The following is a 15571-nucleotide window of genomic DNA, read 5'->3' as shown; positions in this document are numbered from 1 at the left end:
CGTCTTTCAACGTAAGCCCTTCATCTGACTACCTTTTACAACTTGCAAATATGGTCGGAGCGATAGGATTCGAACCTACGACCCTCTGATCCCAAATCAGATGCGCTACCAGGCTGCGCTACGCTCCGAAGCCGGCGATTCTATCCTGAGCGGTGCCGCGAGGTCAAATGCGGCGAGCAAGTGGTTGTTCTGGCGCCATGTGGCGGACGCGTACCCCGCTTCAGGTGGGATCGCATTTGGCTTGACTTGGGGCGGCGCGCTGACATAATCCGCACACCGTATCGGTCCGACCCGGCGCTTCACGCCTGGCTTTGCTGTGCCCACCCGGACCTGGTCCCGAATATCACAACTATGGCATGCCAGCCCCGCTAGCGACGCGGGCTGCCTGGACAATGCCTGAGAGCCATGCCCCGCCCGCGAAGCCCGAGCTTCGATGTGCCGCGGGGCTGCCGGACCCACGGAAACAATACACGACGGCTGTTCGCAGGCCGCAAACAGAAGGCGGGCCGGTGCCATGCGGAGCACCGGCAATGCCTTTGTGAACGGGAATGAAGATGTTTCAGTCGCAGGTGGTAGTGCTGATCGCGGCCTTGTTTGCGCTGCAGATGGCAATCGTCTGTGCCGTGTTGCGCCGCTCTGCTGGCATGGAGCGTAGCGGGCTCACCTCATGGGCACTCGGCGATATGGTGGTGACGTTGGCGGCGGTGATGCTGGCTGCTCAGGGATATCGTCCCGAATGGCCCCTGGCCGCCGCGCCGGAACTGGCGCTGACGGCCGGCTTGTCGATGATGGTCCATGGCACGCGCCACTTCGTTGGCAAGCCGGGACGGGCGGCGGTGCTGGTGGTGCTGAACCTGCCGGGGCTGGTTGCGCTGATCTTGCATGCCATCGTCGGACTGACCGGGTCGATGCCCGCCGCGCTATCGCCGGCTGCTGCCTTGCTGGTGTCGCCGTCGGCGGTGCCGGGGCTGCTGTTTGGCGCTTCCGTGGTCCAGATGCTGTTGCTGATGGAAATGATCCGGGTTGCCCTGCCGCGTCTGCCCGGCAAGCGCGGTACCGGGCGCTTGGCGCTGCTGTCTTTGACGCTCGTGGCGCTGGCCTGCACGGTGTTCGCCGGTGCGCAGGCCTGGATCTCCCTCTCTACTCTGGTCGATGGTCACTCGCTGGTGAGCGGGGAGGTTGGCGACAGCATCACCGTTTGCTTCGTGTTCGGCGTGGTGGGTTTGTCCGTCAGTTTCGCGCTGGTGGCGCACGACCGGTTGCGCGGCATCGTCGAACGCCGGGCACGGCACGACGACCTGACTGACGTGCTGTCGCGCGGCGCGTTCTGGGAAGAGCTTGAGATCGCGTGCAAGCTGGCGGAGCGGCAGCGCTCGCCGTTCACCGTGGCCTTCATTGACCTGGATCACTTCAAGGCGATCAACGACCTTTACGGCCATCTGGCTGGCGACAGCGTGCTGCGCCATTTTGCGGGGCTGCTGCGCAAGGCCGCGCCGGCGCGCGCGGTGCTGGGCCGGCTGGGCGGCGAGGAATTCGCGATCGTGATGCCCGACACCACGCTGGAAACCGGCCGGGCCATCAGCCTGCGCCTGAGTGCGATGGTGCGATCCACCCCATGTCCGTCCGAACCCGACGCAATTGCCTACACGGTCAGTATCGGCATGGCCGAACGTCAGCCGGGCGAACTGACCGACTCGGTGATGCGCCGCGCGGATCGCGCGCTTTACGATGCCAAGCAGATGGGCCGCAATTGCGTGTCGTCGCACGACACTGCCGAAGGCGTTGGCATGCCACGTCGTGCGCGCGTGCGGGAACGCGAATCTTCCTGAAACGTCCGACTCTGCGCGCTAATTTCGCTGAATTACGATTCAAGGAGCGGCGCCGCGCTACTATAGATGTCTGTTGTCACGGGAAACCACGGACTCAGACAACGCTATGGACTTCATCAAACCAGAACACGCCGCGCAGCAGGAAAGGCAGGTTCACCAGAGCATTCCCGGCGCAACGTCGATCTCGATCTTGCTGCGCGTGCATGACTCCCGCTATGCCACGCGCTATTTCGTTGGCGACGGCCTCGACGTAGGCGGCGGCATCGACTCGATCGCGCTGTTTGGCGACATGTTCCCAGCCATGCGGAACGTCTTCGTGTTCGACCGGCCACACGGCGATGCGCAATATCTTGAACGGATCGAGGACGAAACATTCGACTTCGTCTATTCGTCCCACTGCCTCGAACACATGGTGGACCCCGCCGTGGCCATGCGGAACTGGATCCGGGTGGTCAAGCCGGGTGGTCATCTCGTAATCCAGGTACCCGACGAAGACCTGTACGAGCAGGGGCACTGGCCGTCGCGGTTCAACGACGACCACAAGCACACGTTCACGATGTACAAGACGCAGTCGTGGTCGCCGGTATCGATCAATGTCGTCGATTTCGTCAAGGCGGTTTGCGACCAGGTATCGCCGCTCTCCATGTTCCGTGTGGATATTGGCGTGCGTCCCAGTCTGCTGTATCGCCAGTTCGATCAGACGCGCACGCCGACGGCGGAATGCGCGATCGAATTCATCCTGCAGAAGCTGCCAAAATAAGCTTCCAGCACCCGCATACAACCCGCAAGCAGCGCATTCCGCTGGGGCAACCGGTGGGGTAGAATGCACGCCTTGCCGCACGGCAAGGCCTTCCAGCCCCCCCGCGGGCATGGCGATCCGCCCTTAGCTCAGTTGGATAGAGCACTCGCCTTCTAAGCGAGCGGTCAGAGGTTCGAATCCTCTAGGGCGGGCCAGCTTGCTGTCACGGCGTGACCAGCACAATCCAGTCGCAGACATGCTGCAAATCCGCTTCTCGAACCAGCCGGACTTCGAGATCGCGCGGAAATCCCTGTAACGATTGCCATAGCGCGGGCCAGCCCTGTCGCTGACGGACGTCGTGCGGAAGCACCGACGCCAGGACCACGCGATGGGCCGCGGCGTTGCGCAGCGCGGTACCCATATCCCGGATGCGATGGTCCGGTGTCGACGCCTTCACGACCACGCCATATGTGATGTCATCCGCCGGGAAATTCCAGTCGAAGCATCGTCCGGGCTCCACCTCGCCTAGCAATACCGCGAGCGGGCGGTCGTCGTGCCGGATTTGCACATGCTTTTTGGGGGATGGGATGGGCCGACGCTCGGATTCCGGCGCACAAGCCTGCCTGGCAAGCAAGAGGGCGCGCCGGAAGCGCCCGACCCGGATGCATTGGATGCCCTGATACAGCAGTTGTCTCTCATAGGCGTCCGCATCCCTGTTGGCATCGGCCAACTGGGTGAGCAAGCGTGCGTATAGCCGAACGGCCACCGCGTGTCTCTCCACCGATTCCAGCGCTTCGAACGCCGCACCGAGCGGCAGCCCGGCAGCAGCGCAATGGATGTTCAGTGCCATCAGTGTTTCCCGGGTCCGGATAAACCTGCGCGTTTTATCGGGTCGGATTATTTGAATAGGGTCGACGATATGGCAAGGTGATTTCAATGCCAAAAATGTTTCCTGTCAGTATTCAAGGGTTATCAATGGTAAAATCCCGGGCAAACAGGATTCCGTGACATTTACTGTCGTATAAATGCCGCAGCGCGAATTATATTGACGGGAATGTCTGCGTATGTCTGTATGAAAAATTGCTTTGTTAATCGACGCCGGGCTGCGGAATGCCGTCCGTTACCGATTTTCTGGTGGAATCATGCGCAAGCCGTCGCCGTTCCAGTTTCGTGAAAAGTACAACCTGTCCACGCTGGTGATGTCGTCAGCCGAGCGCGGCTGGGGCGGTTTGCTGGCGGAAGTCCGTGACCACAGTGGCGGCATCATCACGCGCAATGCAGGGTTGCCGATCAACGAGCTGGTGATCGATCCGCTTGGCGGTACGTCGGCCGTCGTGACGCGGACCGGTTATGGGTTGGTCGACCGCACGGTGGCCAGGCGTGGCACGGTATGGCTTTGCCCTGAAGGGATACAGGAAGACGAGGTCTCGATTTCGGCATGGCTGCCGGGGATGCTGCATCTCTACCTTGATCCCGCGCTGTTCCAGCCGGAGGCGCTGGGCGAGAGCTTTGCGGGCAACGAGGCAGGCTCGTTCTATTTCGACCGTGGCTTCGAGGACCCGCTGATCGCCCAGATCGGCCTCACGATCCTTGCCGAGTTGCGCGAGCAGACGCCCACCGGCAATCTGCTGATCGAAAGCCTGGCCGGCAGCCTGGCGGTGCGCATGCTGCATCGTCGCGCCAATGTTGCTACGCTGCGCATGAAGGCGTTGAACGGCTGTGCCGATATGGATCAGCATCGCATGCGGCGCGTCGTCGACTATATTCATACGAATCTGGAGGGCGATATCCGGCTCGATGAATTGGCAGGCATTGCGTGTCTGAGCCGTTTTCATTTTGTCCGCGCCTTCAAGACGGCCACCGGAAAATCTCCGTACCGGTATGTCACCGATTTGCGCATCGAGCGCGCCAAGACGCTGCTGCGGCTGGGCCAGCTTTCGTTGCTAGAAATCGCGATCGAACTGAATTTCTCCTCGCAGGCGACATTTACGCGCGCCTTCCGCAAGGCCACGGGCTACACCCCTGGTCAATTCGCCGGCCGCGGCGAACGCAAGTAAGGCGGCCGCGGCTCATCCCCGGGCTGCCGAATTCCCATCGCAGCAAGATCGGCATACGGATGCGCAAGGATGGCAAATCCGCCAAAGCTCCATCGTGAAAGAATCTGACGCGTGCTGGGATTCGATGGAAAGACGATGGGAGCGGCGATGGAACAATCGGTCATGTTGGTGCAAGACAATCTTGCGCACCAGTTGCATCGCCCCGACGCGCTATCGGCGAGCTTTGGCGCCAGCTACTCCGGCATCATGGCGTTCATGGCCGTGGCAACCGAAGGCAGCTTCGTCCGGGCCGGAGAGCGGCTGGGCATCAGCCGGTCGGCCATCAGCCGCAGCGTGCAAAAGCTGGAAATGCAGCTCAGCACGCGGTTGCTGGTGCGCACCACGCGCAACACCCATCTGACGCACGAAGGGCGTCGTTTCTTCGACAACTGCCATCAGGGCATTGCGCAAATGGCGGAGGCAATGAACGAGATGCTCGATCTACGCCAGGGGCCGCCGAGCGGCCTGCTCAGGATCGGTGCGCCGGTCAGCTTTGGCCGCAAGGCACTGGCGTCGCTGCTCGAACGCTTCGCGACGATCCATCCCGACGTGTCCATCGACCTTTTGCTGGACGATGGGCCGATCGATTTCGCGATGGAGGAGGTCGACGTGGCGCTGCGCAGCGGGCGCATCCAGGATTCCAGCATCATCGCCCGCCGGCTCGGGCCCATGCGCAGGGCCATTTGCGCGGCGCCGGACTACGTCGCCCGGCACGGGCTGCCCCGCACGCTGGATGCGCTGAGCCGGCATGAATGCATCAACCATCGTGCCACGAACGGCCGGCCGCCCGAATGGGAATTCCATCTCGAAGGCCGCGTGCTCAAGCACCAGCCGAAGTCGCGCTTCACGGTCAACAACTCGGATCTGGTGCTGCACGCGGTGCTGCAGGGGTGGGGCGTCGCGCAAATGACCGATTTCCAGATCGCCGACCATCTTGCGGCCGGCGAACTGGTGGTGACCCTGGTCGATCAGTTACCGAACGACCTGGGTCACTACATCTGCTACCAGAGCCGACGGCACCTGCCGGTGCGCACGCGTGCTTTCATCGACTTCATGCTCGACGAGTTTCCCGACTTCAGCCTCGACCACGCTTGACGCTGCGTGGTGTCAGTGCGGCGCCCTCAGCAGGTCGGCGGCCCGCTCGGCAATCATGATCGTTGGCGCATTGGTGTTGCCGCCGATCAGGGTGGGCATGACCGAGGCGTCCACCACACGCAAGCCTTCCACGCCATGCACGCGCAACTGCGGGTCGACCACCGCCATGGCGTCGACGCCCATCTTGCAGGTGCCCACCGGGTGATAGATGGTGTCCGCATGGGCGCGTACGAAGTCGCGGATCGCGGCGTCGTCGCCTTCGCCGGAGCCGAGCACGGCCGTGAGCTTGTCGATGCCGCCCGCATCGGCCAATGCCGACTGGGCGAAGATCCTGCGCATCAGCTTCACGCCGGCCACCATGCCGTCCAGGTCGGACGGTGCTGACAGGAATCGCGGGTCGATCAGCGGGGCCTCGCGCATGTCCGCCGACTTCAGTTGCACCGTGCCGCGGCTCTCAGGCCGCAGCACGCAGGCGTGGCAGGAATAGCCGTGGCCGGGTTTGCCGTTGCGCAGCACGTTGGAGTTGCCCAGCAGCGCGGGCGCGAAATGCAGTTGCAGGTCGGGCGCGGCCAGTCCGGGACGGGTCTTGACGAACGCGCCGGCCTCGGCCACCGGCGAGGCCAGCATGCCCGTGCGGTGCCAGCGGTAGCGCATCACTTCACCGGCCATGCGCGCCACGCCGCGCAGCGAATAGCCATAAAGATCCCACGACGGCACGGCCTTGCCGATGATGACGTCCAGGTGGTCCTGCAGGTTCTGGCCGACACCAGGCAGATCGTGCACGACATCGACACCCACGTCACGCAGGTGGCTGGCGGGGCCGATGCCCGACGCCATCAGCAATTGCGGCGAGTGGAACGCGCCACCGCTGACGATCACTTCGCGCCGCGCGCGCAGGGTCTGCCGGTTGCCGTCGCGCAGGATTTCCACGCCCACGGCGCGCTTGCCCTCGAAGACGATGCGCAGCGCCTGCGTGCCAGTCATCACGCTGAGGTTCTGGCGGCCGCCATTGAAGCCGGCATCGGTGCGGTTGCCGCGATGCAGGTAGGCGCGCGCGGCGTTCCAGCGCTCGCCGTTGAACTGGGTGGCCTGGTACAGCCCCACGCCTTCCTGTTCGGCGCCGTTGAAGTCGTCGTTGGTCGGCACGCCGGCCTGCGCGGCCGCCTGCACGAAGCGCCGCGAGAACGGATTCGGCGTGCGCAGGTTGCTGACATGCAGCGGGCCGCTGCCGCCGTGCCACGCATCGTCGCGCCCGGCGTTGCGCTCGTTGCATTCGCTGCGGCGGAAGTAGGGCAGTACCGCGTCGTAGCCCCAGCCTTCGCACCCCAGTTCTGCCCAGCGGTCGTAGTCGCTACGATGGCCGCGCACGTAGAGCATGGCGTTGATCGACGAGCTGCCACCCAGGCCCCGGCCGCGTGGCTGGTACGACTGCCGGCCATTGAGGCCAGGCTGCGGCAGGGTCAGGAACCCGTAGTTGCGCGGGCCGGCCTTGGGCACGGTCTGCGCAATGGCCAGCGGCGTCCAGACGCTGGGATGGTGGTCATCGGGCCCTGTTTCAAGCAGGGCCAGCGTCACGCCCGGCTCGTCCGCCAGCCGTCCGGCCAGCGCGCAACCGGCCGAGCCGGCGCCCACGATGATGTAGTCGAAGCTGGTATCGCCCATCAATGCTGTCTCCCCCGACGGTTCTTATTTCTGGTAGCCGTGTGGTGTCACGAGGTTGAAGTTCGGATCAAACGTGTCGAGCATGCCGAACAAGCCTGCCACGGCCTGCGGGTTGCCGTCTATCCGGATGGCTCCCGACTGCATGGCCTGCGGCAGCGTCAGCTGTTTCAGGCTGATCTGGTCCAGCGTGGCCTTGGTCAGCGTGACCGTGGCGGTGGGCTGGGCGTGCTGGGCTTCGGACACATACGTCAGCGCGCTGTTGCGCAGCGTCATCGCATAGCGCTGCTTCAGGTCCGTGAACTGCCAGTTCAGCGTCAGGGTCTTGCCGGCGGCCTTGTCGGCGTTCAGGCGTACGGCCAGGTAGTCGAAAAAGTTGGGCACGGTTAGTGCGCGCACCAGGTCGGACGAGTTGGTGCCGCCGCCATCGGGCTTGGCCACGCCGTCGCGCAATTCCTGCGCACCGGTCAGGTAGATGTTGCGCCAGGTGGCGTTTTCGCTCTGGTAGCCAAGCTGTTCCAGTGCATCGGCCTGCAGCGCCCGCGCGGCCGCGTTCGACGGGTCGGCGAATACGAGTTCATTGCCGATCTGGCTCACCCAGCGGTACTCGCCGCGCGCGTAGGCTTCGCGCAGCTTTGCCAGCACGGCGTCGGCGCCGCCCATCCATTCGATGGTCTTCTTGGACGTCTGCTCAGGCGGCAGCGGATTCAGGTGCGCGGGATTGCCGTCGTAGAAGCCAAGGTAGCGCTGGTACACGGCCCGCACGTTATGGCTCACCGATCCGTAGTAGTCACGCGCATACCACTTGCTGGCCAGCGGTTGCGGCAGCGTCTTGAGCTGGTCGGCAATCTCCAGCGGCGAGTAGCCGTGGTTCATCAGGCGCAGCGTCTGGTCGTTCAGGTACGCGTACATGTCGCGCTGGTCAGACAGCATCTCGACGATCTTCGCGCGGCCCCAGGTGGGCCAGTGGTGCTGGCCGATCAGCACGTCGGTACGGTCGCCGTAGCGCAGCAGCGACTGCGCCAGGAAGTACGACCAGCCCTTGGCATCGCGCACCTGCGCGCCGCGCAGCGTCAGCAGGTTGTGCTGGGTGCGCACGGCGTTCTCGGCGATGCACAGCGTACGGAACTGCGGCAGGTAGACGTTCATCTCCGCCGGCGCTTCGGTGCCGGGCGTGAGCTGGAATTCGAAGTCGACGCCGTCGATGCGGCGCGTCTCGATCGGTTTCGTGATCGACGACGTGGGCGCCAGCATCGTCATGGTGCCGCGTGCGGTGGCCTTGCCCAGGCCGGTGTCGACCTGGCCGGTGGCGCTCTTGGGCAACTGGGTGCCGTACATGTACTGCGCGCGGCGGCTCATTGCGCTGCCGGCCAGCACGTTCTCGCTGACGGCCTCGTCCATGAACCCGTGCGGGGCGATGATGTCGATCTTGCCGCTACGCACATCGGCCTCGTCGACGATGCCGCGCACGCCGCCAAAGTGGTCGACGTGGCTGTGGGTGTAGATCACCGCCACTACGGGCTTGCGCGGGCGGTGCGCGTAGTAGAGATCGAGCGATGCCTTTGCCGTTTCGGCGGTCAGCAGCGTGTCGATGATGATCAGGCCGGTGTCGCCCTCGATGATGTTCATGTTGGCCAGGTCCGCGCCACGCACCTGGTACACGCGGTCGGTCACCTTGAACAGGCCCGCTTCGTTGTTCAACTGCGCCAGGCGCCAGAGACTGGGGTTGACGGTCTTCGGCGCGTCAGCCGCCGCTTCGAACGCATAGGCGTTGAAATCCCAGGCGACCTTGCCGTCCGCTGACTGGATGGTCGATGCCGGAAAGCGCGCGACCAGCCCTCGCTTTGCATCCTCGAAGTCGGCGCGGTCGGAAAACGGCAGGCGGCGCAGCCATTCGGCATTCGATTGTTCGGTCTGCGGCGTGGCGGCATTAGTGCCAGCCATTGCGGCGGGCATTGTGAACACGGCAGCAGCCAGCATGGCAGTGCGGACAAGGCGCATGGAAATCGACTCCTCGATTGGACAAGGCGTCTATTGAAAACGGCTGCGACCTATAATTCAATTGCAAAGTTTATATCGCAGCAATGCGTAGGACGCATACATGAACCTGAAACGGCTCGAACATCTGGTGGCGGTGGCGGAAGAGGGCTCGCTGGCGGCAGCGGCGCGGCGCGTGCATTTGAGCCAGCCGGCGCTGACCCGCAGCATTCAGGCGCTGGAGTACGAAGCCGGCGCGGTGCTGTTCGACCGGGGCGCGCGCGGAGTCACGCTGACCACGGTGGGGCGCATGGTGACCGAGCGCGCGCGGCGCATTTTGTTCGAATCGGGCTGCCTGGCGCGCGACCTGGCGCTGGTGCGGCAGCACGAGATTGGCAGCGTACAGATTGGGCTGGGGGCCTTTCCGGCCGCCATCCTGTTGCCCGAACTGCTGTGCCAACTGCACCAGCAGTGGCCGAAGCTGCGGATCGCCACCGAGGTCAGCCACCCCGGCGCATTGCTGGATGCCTTGCGCGCCGAGCAGGTGGACTTCGTGGTGATCGAGCAAAGTACCGTGCCGACGGCCGCCGAGCTGGAAGTCGTGCGCCTGCCCGCCGGCCCGGGCGGCGTATTCGTTAGGGCAGGGCACCCGATGCTGGCGGGGCCGGTGAGCCTGGGGACGCTGCGCGAGGCGGCGCTGGTGTCGGTGGTATTTCCGCCAGAAACGCATGAGCGGCTGCGCAAGCTGCTGCGTTGCAAGCCGGGCGAGGAGCTGCCGTTTCAGGTGGAAAGCAACGACTTCCGGGCGCTGACCCACCTGGTGCGGCAGGCTGACGCGCTGCTGCTGGCGCCGGCACGGGCCGTGCGCGACGAGGTCGAGAGCGGGCAGCTGGTCAGCTTGGATGTGCCAGAACTACCTGCGGTGCCGATGCAGTTTGCGGTTGTGCGACTGGCGCAGCGGACGCTGTCGCCGGCGGCGGAGCGGGCGGTGGCCGTGATCGAGGCGGTGGCGCGGATGTGACGGGTGGAAAAGGGGCGAAAAAAAAGCGCCCCGGCGGGGCGCTCGATATGCCGGGGCAGGCTTACTCGTCGACGGCGGTGCCGACGATGTTGTAGCCGCCATCGACGTAGGTGATCTCACCGGTCACGCCGCTGGCCAGGTCCGACAGCAGGAACGCGGCCACATTGCCGACTTCCTCGATCGTCACGTTGCGGCGCATCGGTGCCACGTCCTCGAAATGCTTGAGCAGGCGGCCGAAGTCCTTGATGCCCGAGGCGGCCAGGGTCTTGATCGGGCCAGCCGAAATGCCGTTGGCGCGCATGCCCTTGGGGCCCACGGCCGATGCCAGGTAGCGCACGCTGGCTTCCAGCGACGCCTTGGCCAGGCCCATCGTGTTGTAGTTCGGTACCACGCGTTCGGCGCCCAGGTACGTCAGCGTCAGCAGCGATGCCTTGTCATTGAGCAGCGGCATGGCAGCCTTGGCCAGGGCCGGGAAGCTGTAGGCCGAGATGTCGTGGGCAATACGGAAGCCCTCGCGCGACAGGCCGTCCAGGAAATCGCCGGCGATGGCTTCGCGCGGTGCAAAACCGATCGAATGCACCAGACCGTCGAATTTTTCCCAGCGCTGCCCCAATGCGGCGAATGTCGCGGCGATCTGCTCGTCGCTGCTCACGTCGCATTCGTAGATCATGTCGGAGCCGAATTCCTTGGCGAAGTCCGTGATGCGGTCCTTGAAACGTTCGCCCACATATGTGAACGCCAGTTCGGCGCCTTCGCGCTTGCAAGCCGAGGCAATGCCATAGGCGATGGAACGATTCGAGAGCAAGCCCGTAATCAGGATCCGCTTACCTGCCAGAAATCCCATTAATTTCTCCAAGATGTTTGTGGGGACGGGCATGCTTCGTGCACTGGCCCGTGTCCGCTGCACGGCGGGGAGATAATCCCCGCTCTTTGTTGCGCCGCGTAGAGGGAATGTCCGGATGGCTGGGCGCCACCCGAACGCATGTAAAATTGTCGCACAACTTCGCCCGGCCACAAGCCGCCGGGCTGTCTCGGGCATTGTGGAGGTCTGCAACCGGATGCTGATTCATGCACGTTGGCCGCTTCTGGCGGCAGGGCAGTGCTTCCGTCGCCGCGCGGTGGTGCATTGGGCGCTGGCACTGTTGAGCGTGCTGGCTTCGGGTTTTCCCGTAGCGGGACATGCCGCGCACGGTTTCGCGCTTCATGGCGATCTCAAGTACCCGCCCAACTTCCCGCAATTCGAGTACGTCAACGCCAATGCCCCGCAAGGAGGCACGCTGACGCTGGCCAATCCTGACCGCCGCACCAGTTTCGACAAGTTCAACCCGTTCACGCTCAAGGGCACCTCGGCGCCGGGCCTGACGTCGCTGATGTTCGAAACGCTGCTGATCAGCAGCGCCGACGAGACCGCCAGCGCCTATGGCTTGCTGGCCGACGACGTGACGGTGGCGCCGGACCAGTTGTCCGTGACCTTCCATATCCGCCCCGAGGCGCGCTTCGTCAATGGCGATCCGGTACTGGCCGCGGACGTGAAGTATTCCTACGACATGCTGATGAGCAAGGCCGCCAGCCCGGGCTATCGCAGCATGTGCACCGACGTGAAAGCGGTGGTGGTGACCGGCGAACGGTCAATTCGGTTTGACTTCAAGCAACGCAACGCCGAATTGCCGCTGATCGTTGGCCAGTTGCCCGTGTTCTCGAAAAAGTGGACCACCAAGGTGCCATTCGAGAAGCTGACATTCGAGGAACCGATCACCAGCGGGCCGTACAAGATCGAGCGCTACGACGCCGGGCGCGGCATCGTGTTTCAGCGCGATCCGAACTACTGGGGCAAGAACCTGAACGTGCGGCGCGGTACGTTCAACTTCGGACGCGTGGTCTACCGGCTGTACAAGGACGAGACCGCCAAGCTGGAGGCCTTCAAGGCGGGCGAGTTCGACGCGATCGTGGAATACCGGTCGAAGAACTGGGCAAAAAGCTATGTCGGCACCAAGTTCCGCGACGGCGACCTGATCAAGACCGAATTCCCGCACCGCAACGGCGCCGGCATGCAGGGCTTTGTCATGAACATGCGCAAGCCGATGTTCCAGGACGTGCGCGTACGCCGCGCGCTGATTCTGGCGCTGGACTTCGAATGGCTGAATCGCCAGTTGTTCTATGGCGCCTACAAGCGGCTCGATAGCTGGTTCTCGAACAGCGAACTGGCCGCCAGCGCCACGTTCGACGGCAAGCCCGGCGCGGGCGAGATGAAGCTGCTGGACCCGTTGCGCGCGCAGTTGCCGGCGGAGGTGTTCGGCGCCGACGTGGTGCAGCCGAGCACGAATGCACCGCGATCCCTGCGCGACAACCTGCGCGATGCGCGTCGCCTGCTGGCACAGGCCGGCTGGACCTATGACGACGGCGCGCTGCGCAACGCCAAGGGCGAGCCGATGGTCTTCGAGTTCCTGGACGATGGCGGGGCGATGAGCCGCGTCATCACGGCCTACGTGCGCAACCTCGAGAAGCTCGGCATCGAGGTGCACCAGCGCACCACCGACTTTGCCCTGTACCAGAAGCGTCTGGAAGATTTCGACTTCGACATGGTGTCGATACGCTTCCCGGATTCGCAGAGCCCGGGCAACGAGCTGCGCGACCGATTTTCCAGCGAGGCGGCCGCGATGCCGGGATCGGACAACCTGTTCGGCCTGAAATCGCAAGCCGTGGACAAGCTGGTGGACGCCGTGCTGCACGCCGAGACGCGCGACGAGCTGGTCACCGCCGGCCGTGCGCTGGACCGCGTGCTGATGCACGGCTACTACATCGTGCCAAACTGGTACAGTGCCTTTCATCGTGTGTCGTACCGCAAGGAGCTGTCGTACCCGACGCGCCTGCCGTACTTCTACACCGCGGAGGGCTGGATCCTGTCTAGCTGGTGGCGCCGCGACCTGGCGCCGAAGACCCAGTAATCCAGTCACCCCTCAAACGGACGGCCAATGCTTGCCTATCTGCTGAAGCGCATCCTGCTGATGATCCCGACGCTGGTCGGGGTGGTGACGCTGACCTTTGTTGTGATCCAGTTCGTGCCGGGCGGCCCGGTCGAGCAGATGATGCTCGAAATGAAGGGCCGTGGCGCTGGCGGCGAAGCCAGCGGCGGCGGCGCGGAATACCGCGGCCGGCGTGGCGTGGACCCGGACAAGATCAAGGAAATCCAGGCGCTCTACGGTTTCGACAAACCGCCGCTGGAGCGCTATTTCATGATGCTCAAGCGGTTTGCCCAATTCGACTTGGGGCAGAGCTACTTCCAGCACCGCAGCGTGTGGGAGCTGGTGAAGTCCAAGCTGCCGGTGTCGATCAGCCTGGGGCTATGGACATTCTTCCTGACCTACCTGATATCGGTGCCGCTCGGCATCTCCAAGGCGATCCGGGCGGGCAGTCGTTTCGACGTGATCAGCAGCATGATCGTGCTGGTGGGCTATGCCATTCCCGGATTCGTGCTGGGCGTGCTGCTGCTGGTGCTGTTCGGCGGCGGTACGTTCGTGCAGTGGTTTCCGCTGCGCGGTCTGACTTCCGACGACTGGGCCCAGATGTCGATGATGGGCAAGGTCATGGATTACCTGTGGCACCTGGTGCTGCCGATCACCGCGTCGGTGGTGGGCAGTTTCGCCGTGGTGACGATGCTGACCAAGAACGCGTTCCTCGAGGAAATCCGCAAGCAGTATGTGCTGACCGCCCGCGCCAAGGGTTTGTCGGAGCGACGCGTGCTGTGGAAGCATGTGTTCCGCAATGCACTGATTCCGCTGGTCACGGGCTTTCCGGCTGCGTTCATCGGCGCGTTCTTCACCGGTTCGCTGCTGATCGAGACGCTGTTCTCGCTCGACGGCCTGGGCCTGCTTTCCTATGAAGCCGTGCTGCGCCGCGACTATCCGGTGGTGCTGGGCACGCTTTACCTGTTCACGCTGATCGGGCTCGTGACGCGCCTGATTTCGGACGTCTGCTACGTCATGGTGGATCCGCGCATTCATTTCGAGGGGATGCACCGATGAGATTCGGCCCCAAACGGGCGGTGGCCGGCAACGGCTTGCCGCATTCGCTGTCGCCGCGCCAGCGCGCCTGGCAGCGCTTTCGCCGCAACCGGCTTGGCCACTGGAGCCTGATCCTGTTCGTGATCCTGTTCGTGCTGAGCATGGGCGCCGAACTGTTGTCGAGCGATCGGCCGCTGGTGGTGCGATACAAGGGCGAGTACTACTTCCCGATCGTCAAGACCTACCCGGAAACCGCGTTCGACGGCGACTTTCCGACGCGAGCCGACTATCTGGACCCGTTCATCCGTGACCGGATCACGTCGAATGGTAATTTCGCCATTTATCCGCCGAATCCCTATTCCTACGATTCGATCAACTACTTCGCCAAGGAGCCGAACCCTGCGCCGCCGTCGGCCGACAACTGGCTGGGCACTGACGACCGGGGGCGCGACGTGCTGGCGCGGCTGTTGTACGGCTTTCGCGTGTCGGTGCTGTTCGGGCTGGCGCTGACCGTCATCGGGGTGCTGATCGGTACGCTGACGGGCGCCCTGATGGGCTTTTTCGGCGGGCGTTTCGACCTGTTTTCGCAGCGGGCCATCGAGATCTGGAGTTCGATGCCCGAGCTGTACCTGCTGATCATCTTCGCGTCGATCTTCGAGCCGAGCCTGGCGCTGCTGATCATCCTGCTGTCGCTGTTCGGCTGGATGGGGCTGTCCGACTACGTGCGTGCCGAGTTCTACCGCAACCGTTCGCTCGACTACGTGAAGGCGGCGCGCGCGCTGGGGCTGTCGAACGTGCAGATCATGTGGCGGCATATCCTGCCCAACAGCCTGACGCCGGTGATCACGTTCCTGCCGTTCCGCATGAGCGCGGCCATCCTGGCGCTGACCAGCCTGGACTTCCTGGGCCTGGGCGTTCCGCCCACCACGCCCAGCCTGGGCGAACTGCTGGCGCAGGGCAAGGGCAACCTCGACGCATGGTGGATCTCGCTGTCGACGTTCGCGGTGCTGGTGGTGACACTGCTGCTGCTCACGTTCATGGGCGATGCGCTGCGCGACGCCTTCGACACGCGCCTGGGCCTGGCCCAGCTGCGCGGCCGCGTGGAGCCCAAGGTGCCGGCTGGCGGCACGGCAGCGGAGGCCGCGCCATGAATT

The 15571-nt window shown here is 64.1% G+C and carries 12 protein-coding genes and 2 tRNA genes; 9 read left to right on the top strand and 5 right to left on the bottom strand.

From position 1 onward, the window contains the following. Positions 1-51 precede the first annotated feature (51 nt). A tRNA-Pro gene (locus MFF62_RS15025) sits at positions 52-128 on the bottom strand. A 426-nt stretch (positions 129-554) separates the two neighbouring features. Between MFF62_RS15025 and MFF62_RS15020 the strand changes: the two genes are divergently transcribed. From MFF62_RS15020 to MFF62_RS15010, 3 genes are all read left to right on the top strand, one after another. After that, positions 555-1829, top strand: coding sequence for a GGDEF domain-containing protein (locus MFF62_RS15020; RefSeq protein ID WP_238263975.1), 1275 nt, complete (start codon positions 555-557; stop codon positions 1827-1829). A 106-nt stretch (positions 1830-1935) separates the two neighbouring features. Then, the gene (locus MFF62_RS15015; protein WP_238263909.1) at positions 1936-2589 is read left to right on the top strand and encodes a class I SAM-dependent methyltransferase; all 654 of its coding nucleotides are present in this window, start codon (positions 1936-1938) and stop codon (positions 2587-2589) included. A 117-nt stretch (positions 2590-2706) separates the two neighbouring features. After that, positions 2707-2783: transfer RNA gene (locus MFF62_RS15010), tRNA-Arg, on the top strand. 8 nt (positions 2784-2791) lie between these two features. On the opposite strand, the gene MFF62_RS15005 is transcribed toward MFF62_RS15010, so the two are convergent. Then, on the bottom strand, positions 2792-3418 hold the full coding sequence (locus MFF62_RS15005) for a hypothetical protein (RefSeq protein WP_238263908.1): 627 nt from the start codon (positions 3416-3418) through the stop codon (positions 2792-2794). 235 nt (positions 3419-3653) lie between these two features. Between MFF62_RS15005 and MFF62_RS15000 the strand changes: the two genes are divergently transcribed. Beyond that, positions 3654-4625 carry a helix-turn-helix transcriptional regulator gene (locus tag MFF62_RS15000; protein WP_238263907.1) on the top strand — a complete coding sequence of 324 codons (972 nt, stop codon included), beginning with the start codon at positions 3654-3656 and terminating at the stop codon, positions 4623-4625. 162 nt (positions 4626-4787) lie between these two features. Then, on the top strand, positions 4788-5759 hold the full coding sequence (locus MFF62_RS14995) for a LysR family transcriptional regulator (RefSeq protein ID WP_238263906.1): 972 nt from the start codon (positions 4788-4790) through the stop codon (positions 5757-5759). Positions 5760-5771: 12 nt separating this feature from the next. On the opposite strand, the gene MFF62_RS14990 is transcribed toward MFF62_RS14995, so the two are convergent. Both MFF62_RS14990 and MFF62_RS14985 read right to left on the bottom strand, forming a co-directional pair. Continuing rightward, on the bottom strand, positions 5772-7421 hold the full coding sequence (locus MFF62_RS14990; protein ID WP_238263905.1) for a GMC family oxidoreductase: 1650 nt from the start codon (positions 7419-7421) through the stop codon (positions 5772-5774). Positions 7422-7445: 24 nt separating this feature from the next. Further along, positions 7446-9419 (bottom strand): alkyl/aryl-sulfatase, encoded by a 1974-nt coding sequence (locus tag MFF62_RS14985; protein ID WP_238263904.1) that lies wholly within the window; start codon positions 9417-9419, stop codon positions 7446-7448. 100 nt (positions 9420-9519) lie between these two features. Here MFF62_RS14985 and MFF62_RS14980 point away from each other — a divergent pair, with 100 nt between their 5' ends. Continuing rightward, positions 9520-10416, top strand: a complete 897-nt coding sequence (locus MFF62_RS14980; protein ID WP_238263903.1) for a LysR family transcriptional regulator — start codon at positions 9520-9522, stop codon at positions 10414-10416. Positions 10417-10477: 61 nt separating this feature from the next. On the opposite strand, the gene fabI is transcribed toward MFF62_RS14980, so the two are convergent. Continuing rightward, positions 10478-11260 (bottom strand): enoyl-ACP reductase FabI, encoded by a 783-nt coding sequence (gene fabI, locus MFF62_RS14975; RefSeq protein ID WP_238263902.1) that lies wholly within the window; start codon positions 11258-11260, stop codon positions 10478-10480. A gap of 214 nt (positions 11261-11474) precedes the next feature. On the opposite strand from fabI, the gene MFF62_RS14970 reads away from it, so the two are divergent. Genes MFF62_RS14970 through MFF62_RS14960 form a run of 3 tightly spaced genes read left to right on the top strand, consistent with a single transcriptional unit; the run spans position 11475 to position 15568 of the window. Further along, a complete protein-coding gene (locus MFF62_RS14970; protein ID WP_238263901.1) occupies positions 11475-13361 on the top strand; it encodes an extracellular solute-binding protein in 1887 nt (628 codons plus the stop codon). Between the two features lie 27 nt (positions 13362-13388). After that, entirely contained in the window at positions 13389-14438 is a 1050-nt protein-coding gene (locus MFF62_RS14965; RefSeq protein WP_238263900.1) for a microcin C ABC transporter permease YejB, read from the top strand. After that, positions 14435-15568 (top strand): ABC transporter permease, encoded by a 1134-nt coding sequence (locus tag MFF62_RS14960; protein ID WP_238263899.1) that lies wholly within the window; start codon positions 14435-14437, stop codon positions 15566-15568. The genes MFF62_RS14965 and MFF62_RS14960 overlap by 4 nt, the downstream gene beginning before the upstream one ends. Positions 15569-15571: the final 3 nt, after the last annotated feature.

The organism is Cupriavidus pauculus (genome assembly GCF_022179805.1).
In the GTDB taxonomy this organism is placed as follows: Bacteria; Pseudomonadota; Gammaproteobacteria; order Burkholderiales; family Burkholderiaceae; genus Cupriavidus; species Cupriavidus pauculus_E.
Note: the sequence above shows the minus strand (reverse complement) of the source record. Positions and strands in the feature narration are given on the sequence as shown.

Coding starts and splice junctions, on each gene's coding strand:
- MFF62_RS15015 (WP_238263909.1), top strand. CDS start 1,936: ATGGACTTCATCAAACCAGAACACGCCGCGCAGCAGGAAAGGCAGGTT.
- MFF62_RS14995 (WP_238263906.1), top strand. CDS start 4,788: ATGTTGGTGCAAGACAATCTTGCGCACCAGTTGCATCGCCCCGACGCG.
- MFF62_RS15020 (WP_238263975.1), top strand. CDS start 555: ATGTTTCAGTCGCAGGTGGTAGTGCTGATCGCGGCCTTGTTTGCGCTG.
- MFF62_RS15005 (WP_238263908.1), bottom strand. CDS start 3,418: ATGGCACTGAACATCCATTGCGCTGCTGCCGGGCTGCCGCTCGGTGCG.
- MFF62_RS14980 (WP_238263903.1), top strand. CDS start 9,520: ATGAACCTGAAACGGCTCGAACATCTGGTGGCGGTGGCGGAAGAGGGC.
- MFF62_RS14990 (WP_238263905.1), bottom strand. CDS start 7,421: ATGGGCGATACCAGCTTCGACTACATCATCGTGGGCGCCGGCTCGGCC.
- MFF62_RS14970 (WP_238263901.1), top strand. CDS start 11,475: ATGCTGATTCATGCACGTTGGCCGCTTCTGGCGGCAGGGCAGTGCTTC.
- MFF62_RS14985 (WP_238263904.1), bottom strand. CDS start 9,419: ATGCGCCTTGTCCGCACTGCCATGCTGGCTGCTGCCGTGTTCACAATG.
- MFF62_RS14965 (WP_238263900.1), top strand. CDS start 13,389: ATGCTTGCCTATCTGCTGAAGCGCATCCTGCTGATGATCCCGACGCTG.
- MFF62_RS14960 (WP_238263899.1), top strand. CDS start 14,435: ATGAGATTCGGCCCCAAACGGGCGGTGGCCGGCAACGGCTTGCCGCAT.
- fabI (WP_238263902.1), bottom strand. CDS start 11,260: ATGGGATTTCTGGCAGGTAAGCGGATCCTGATTACGGGCTTGCTCTCG.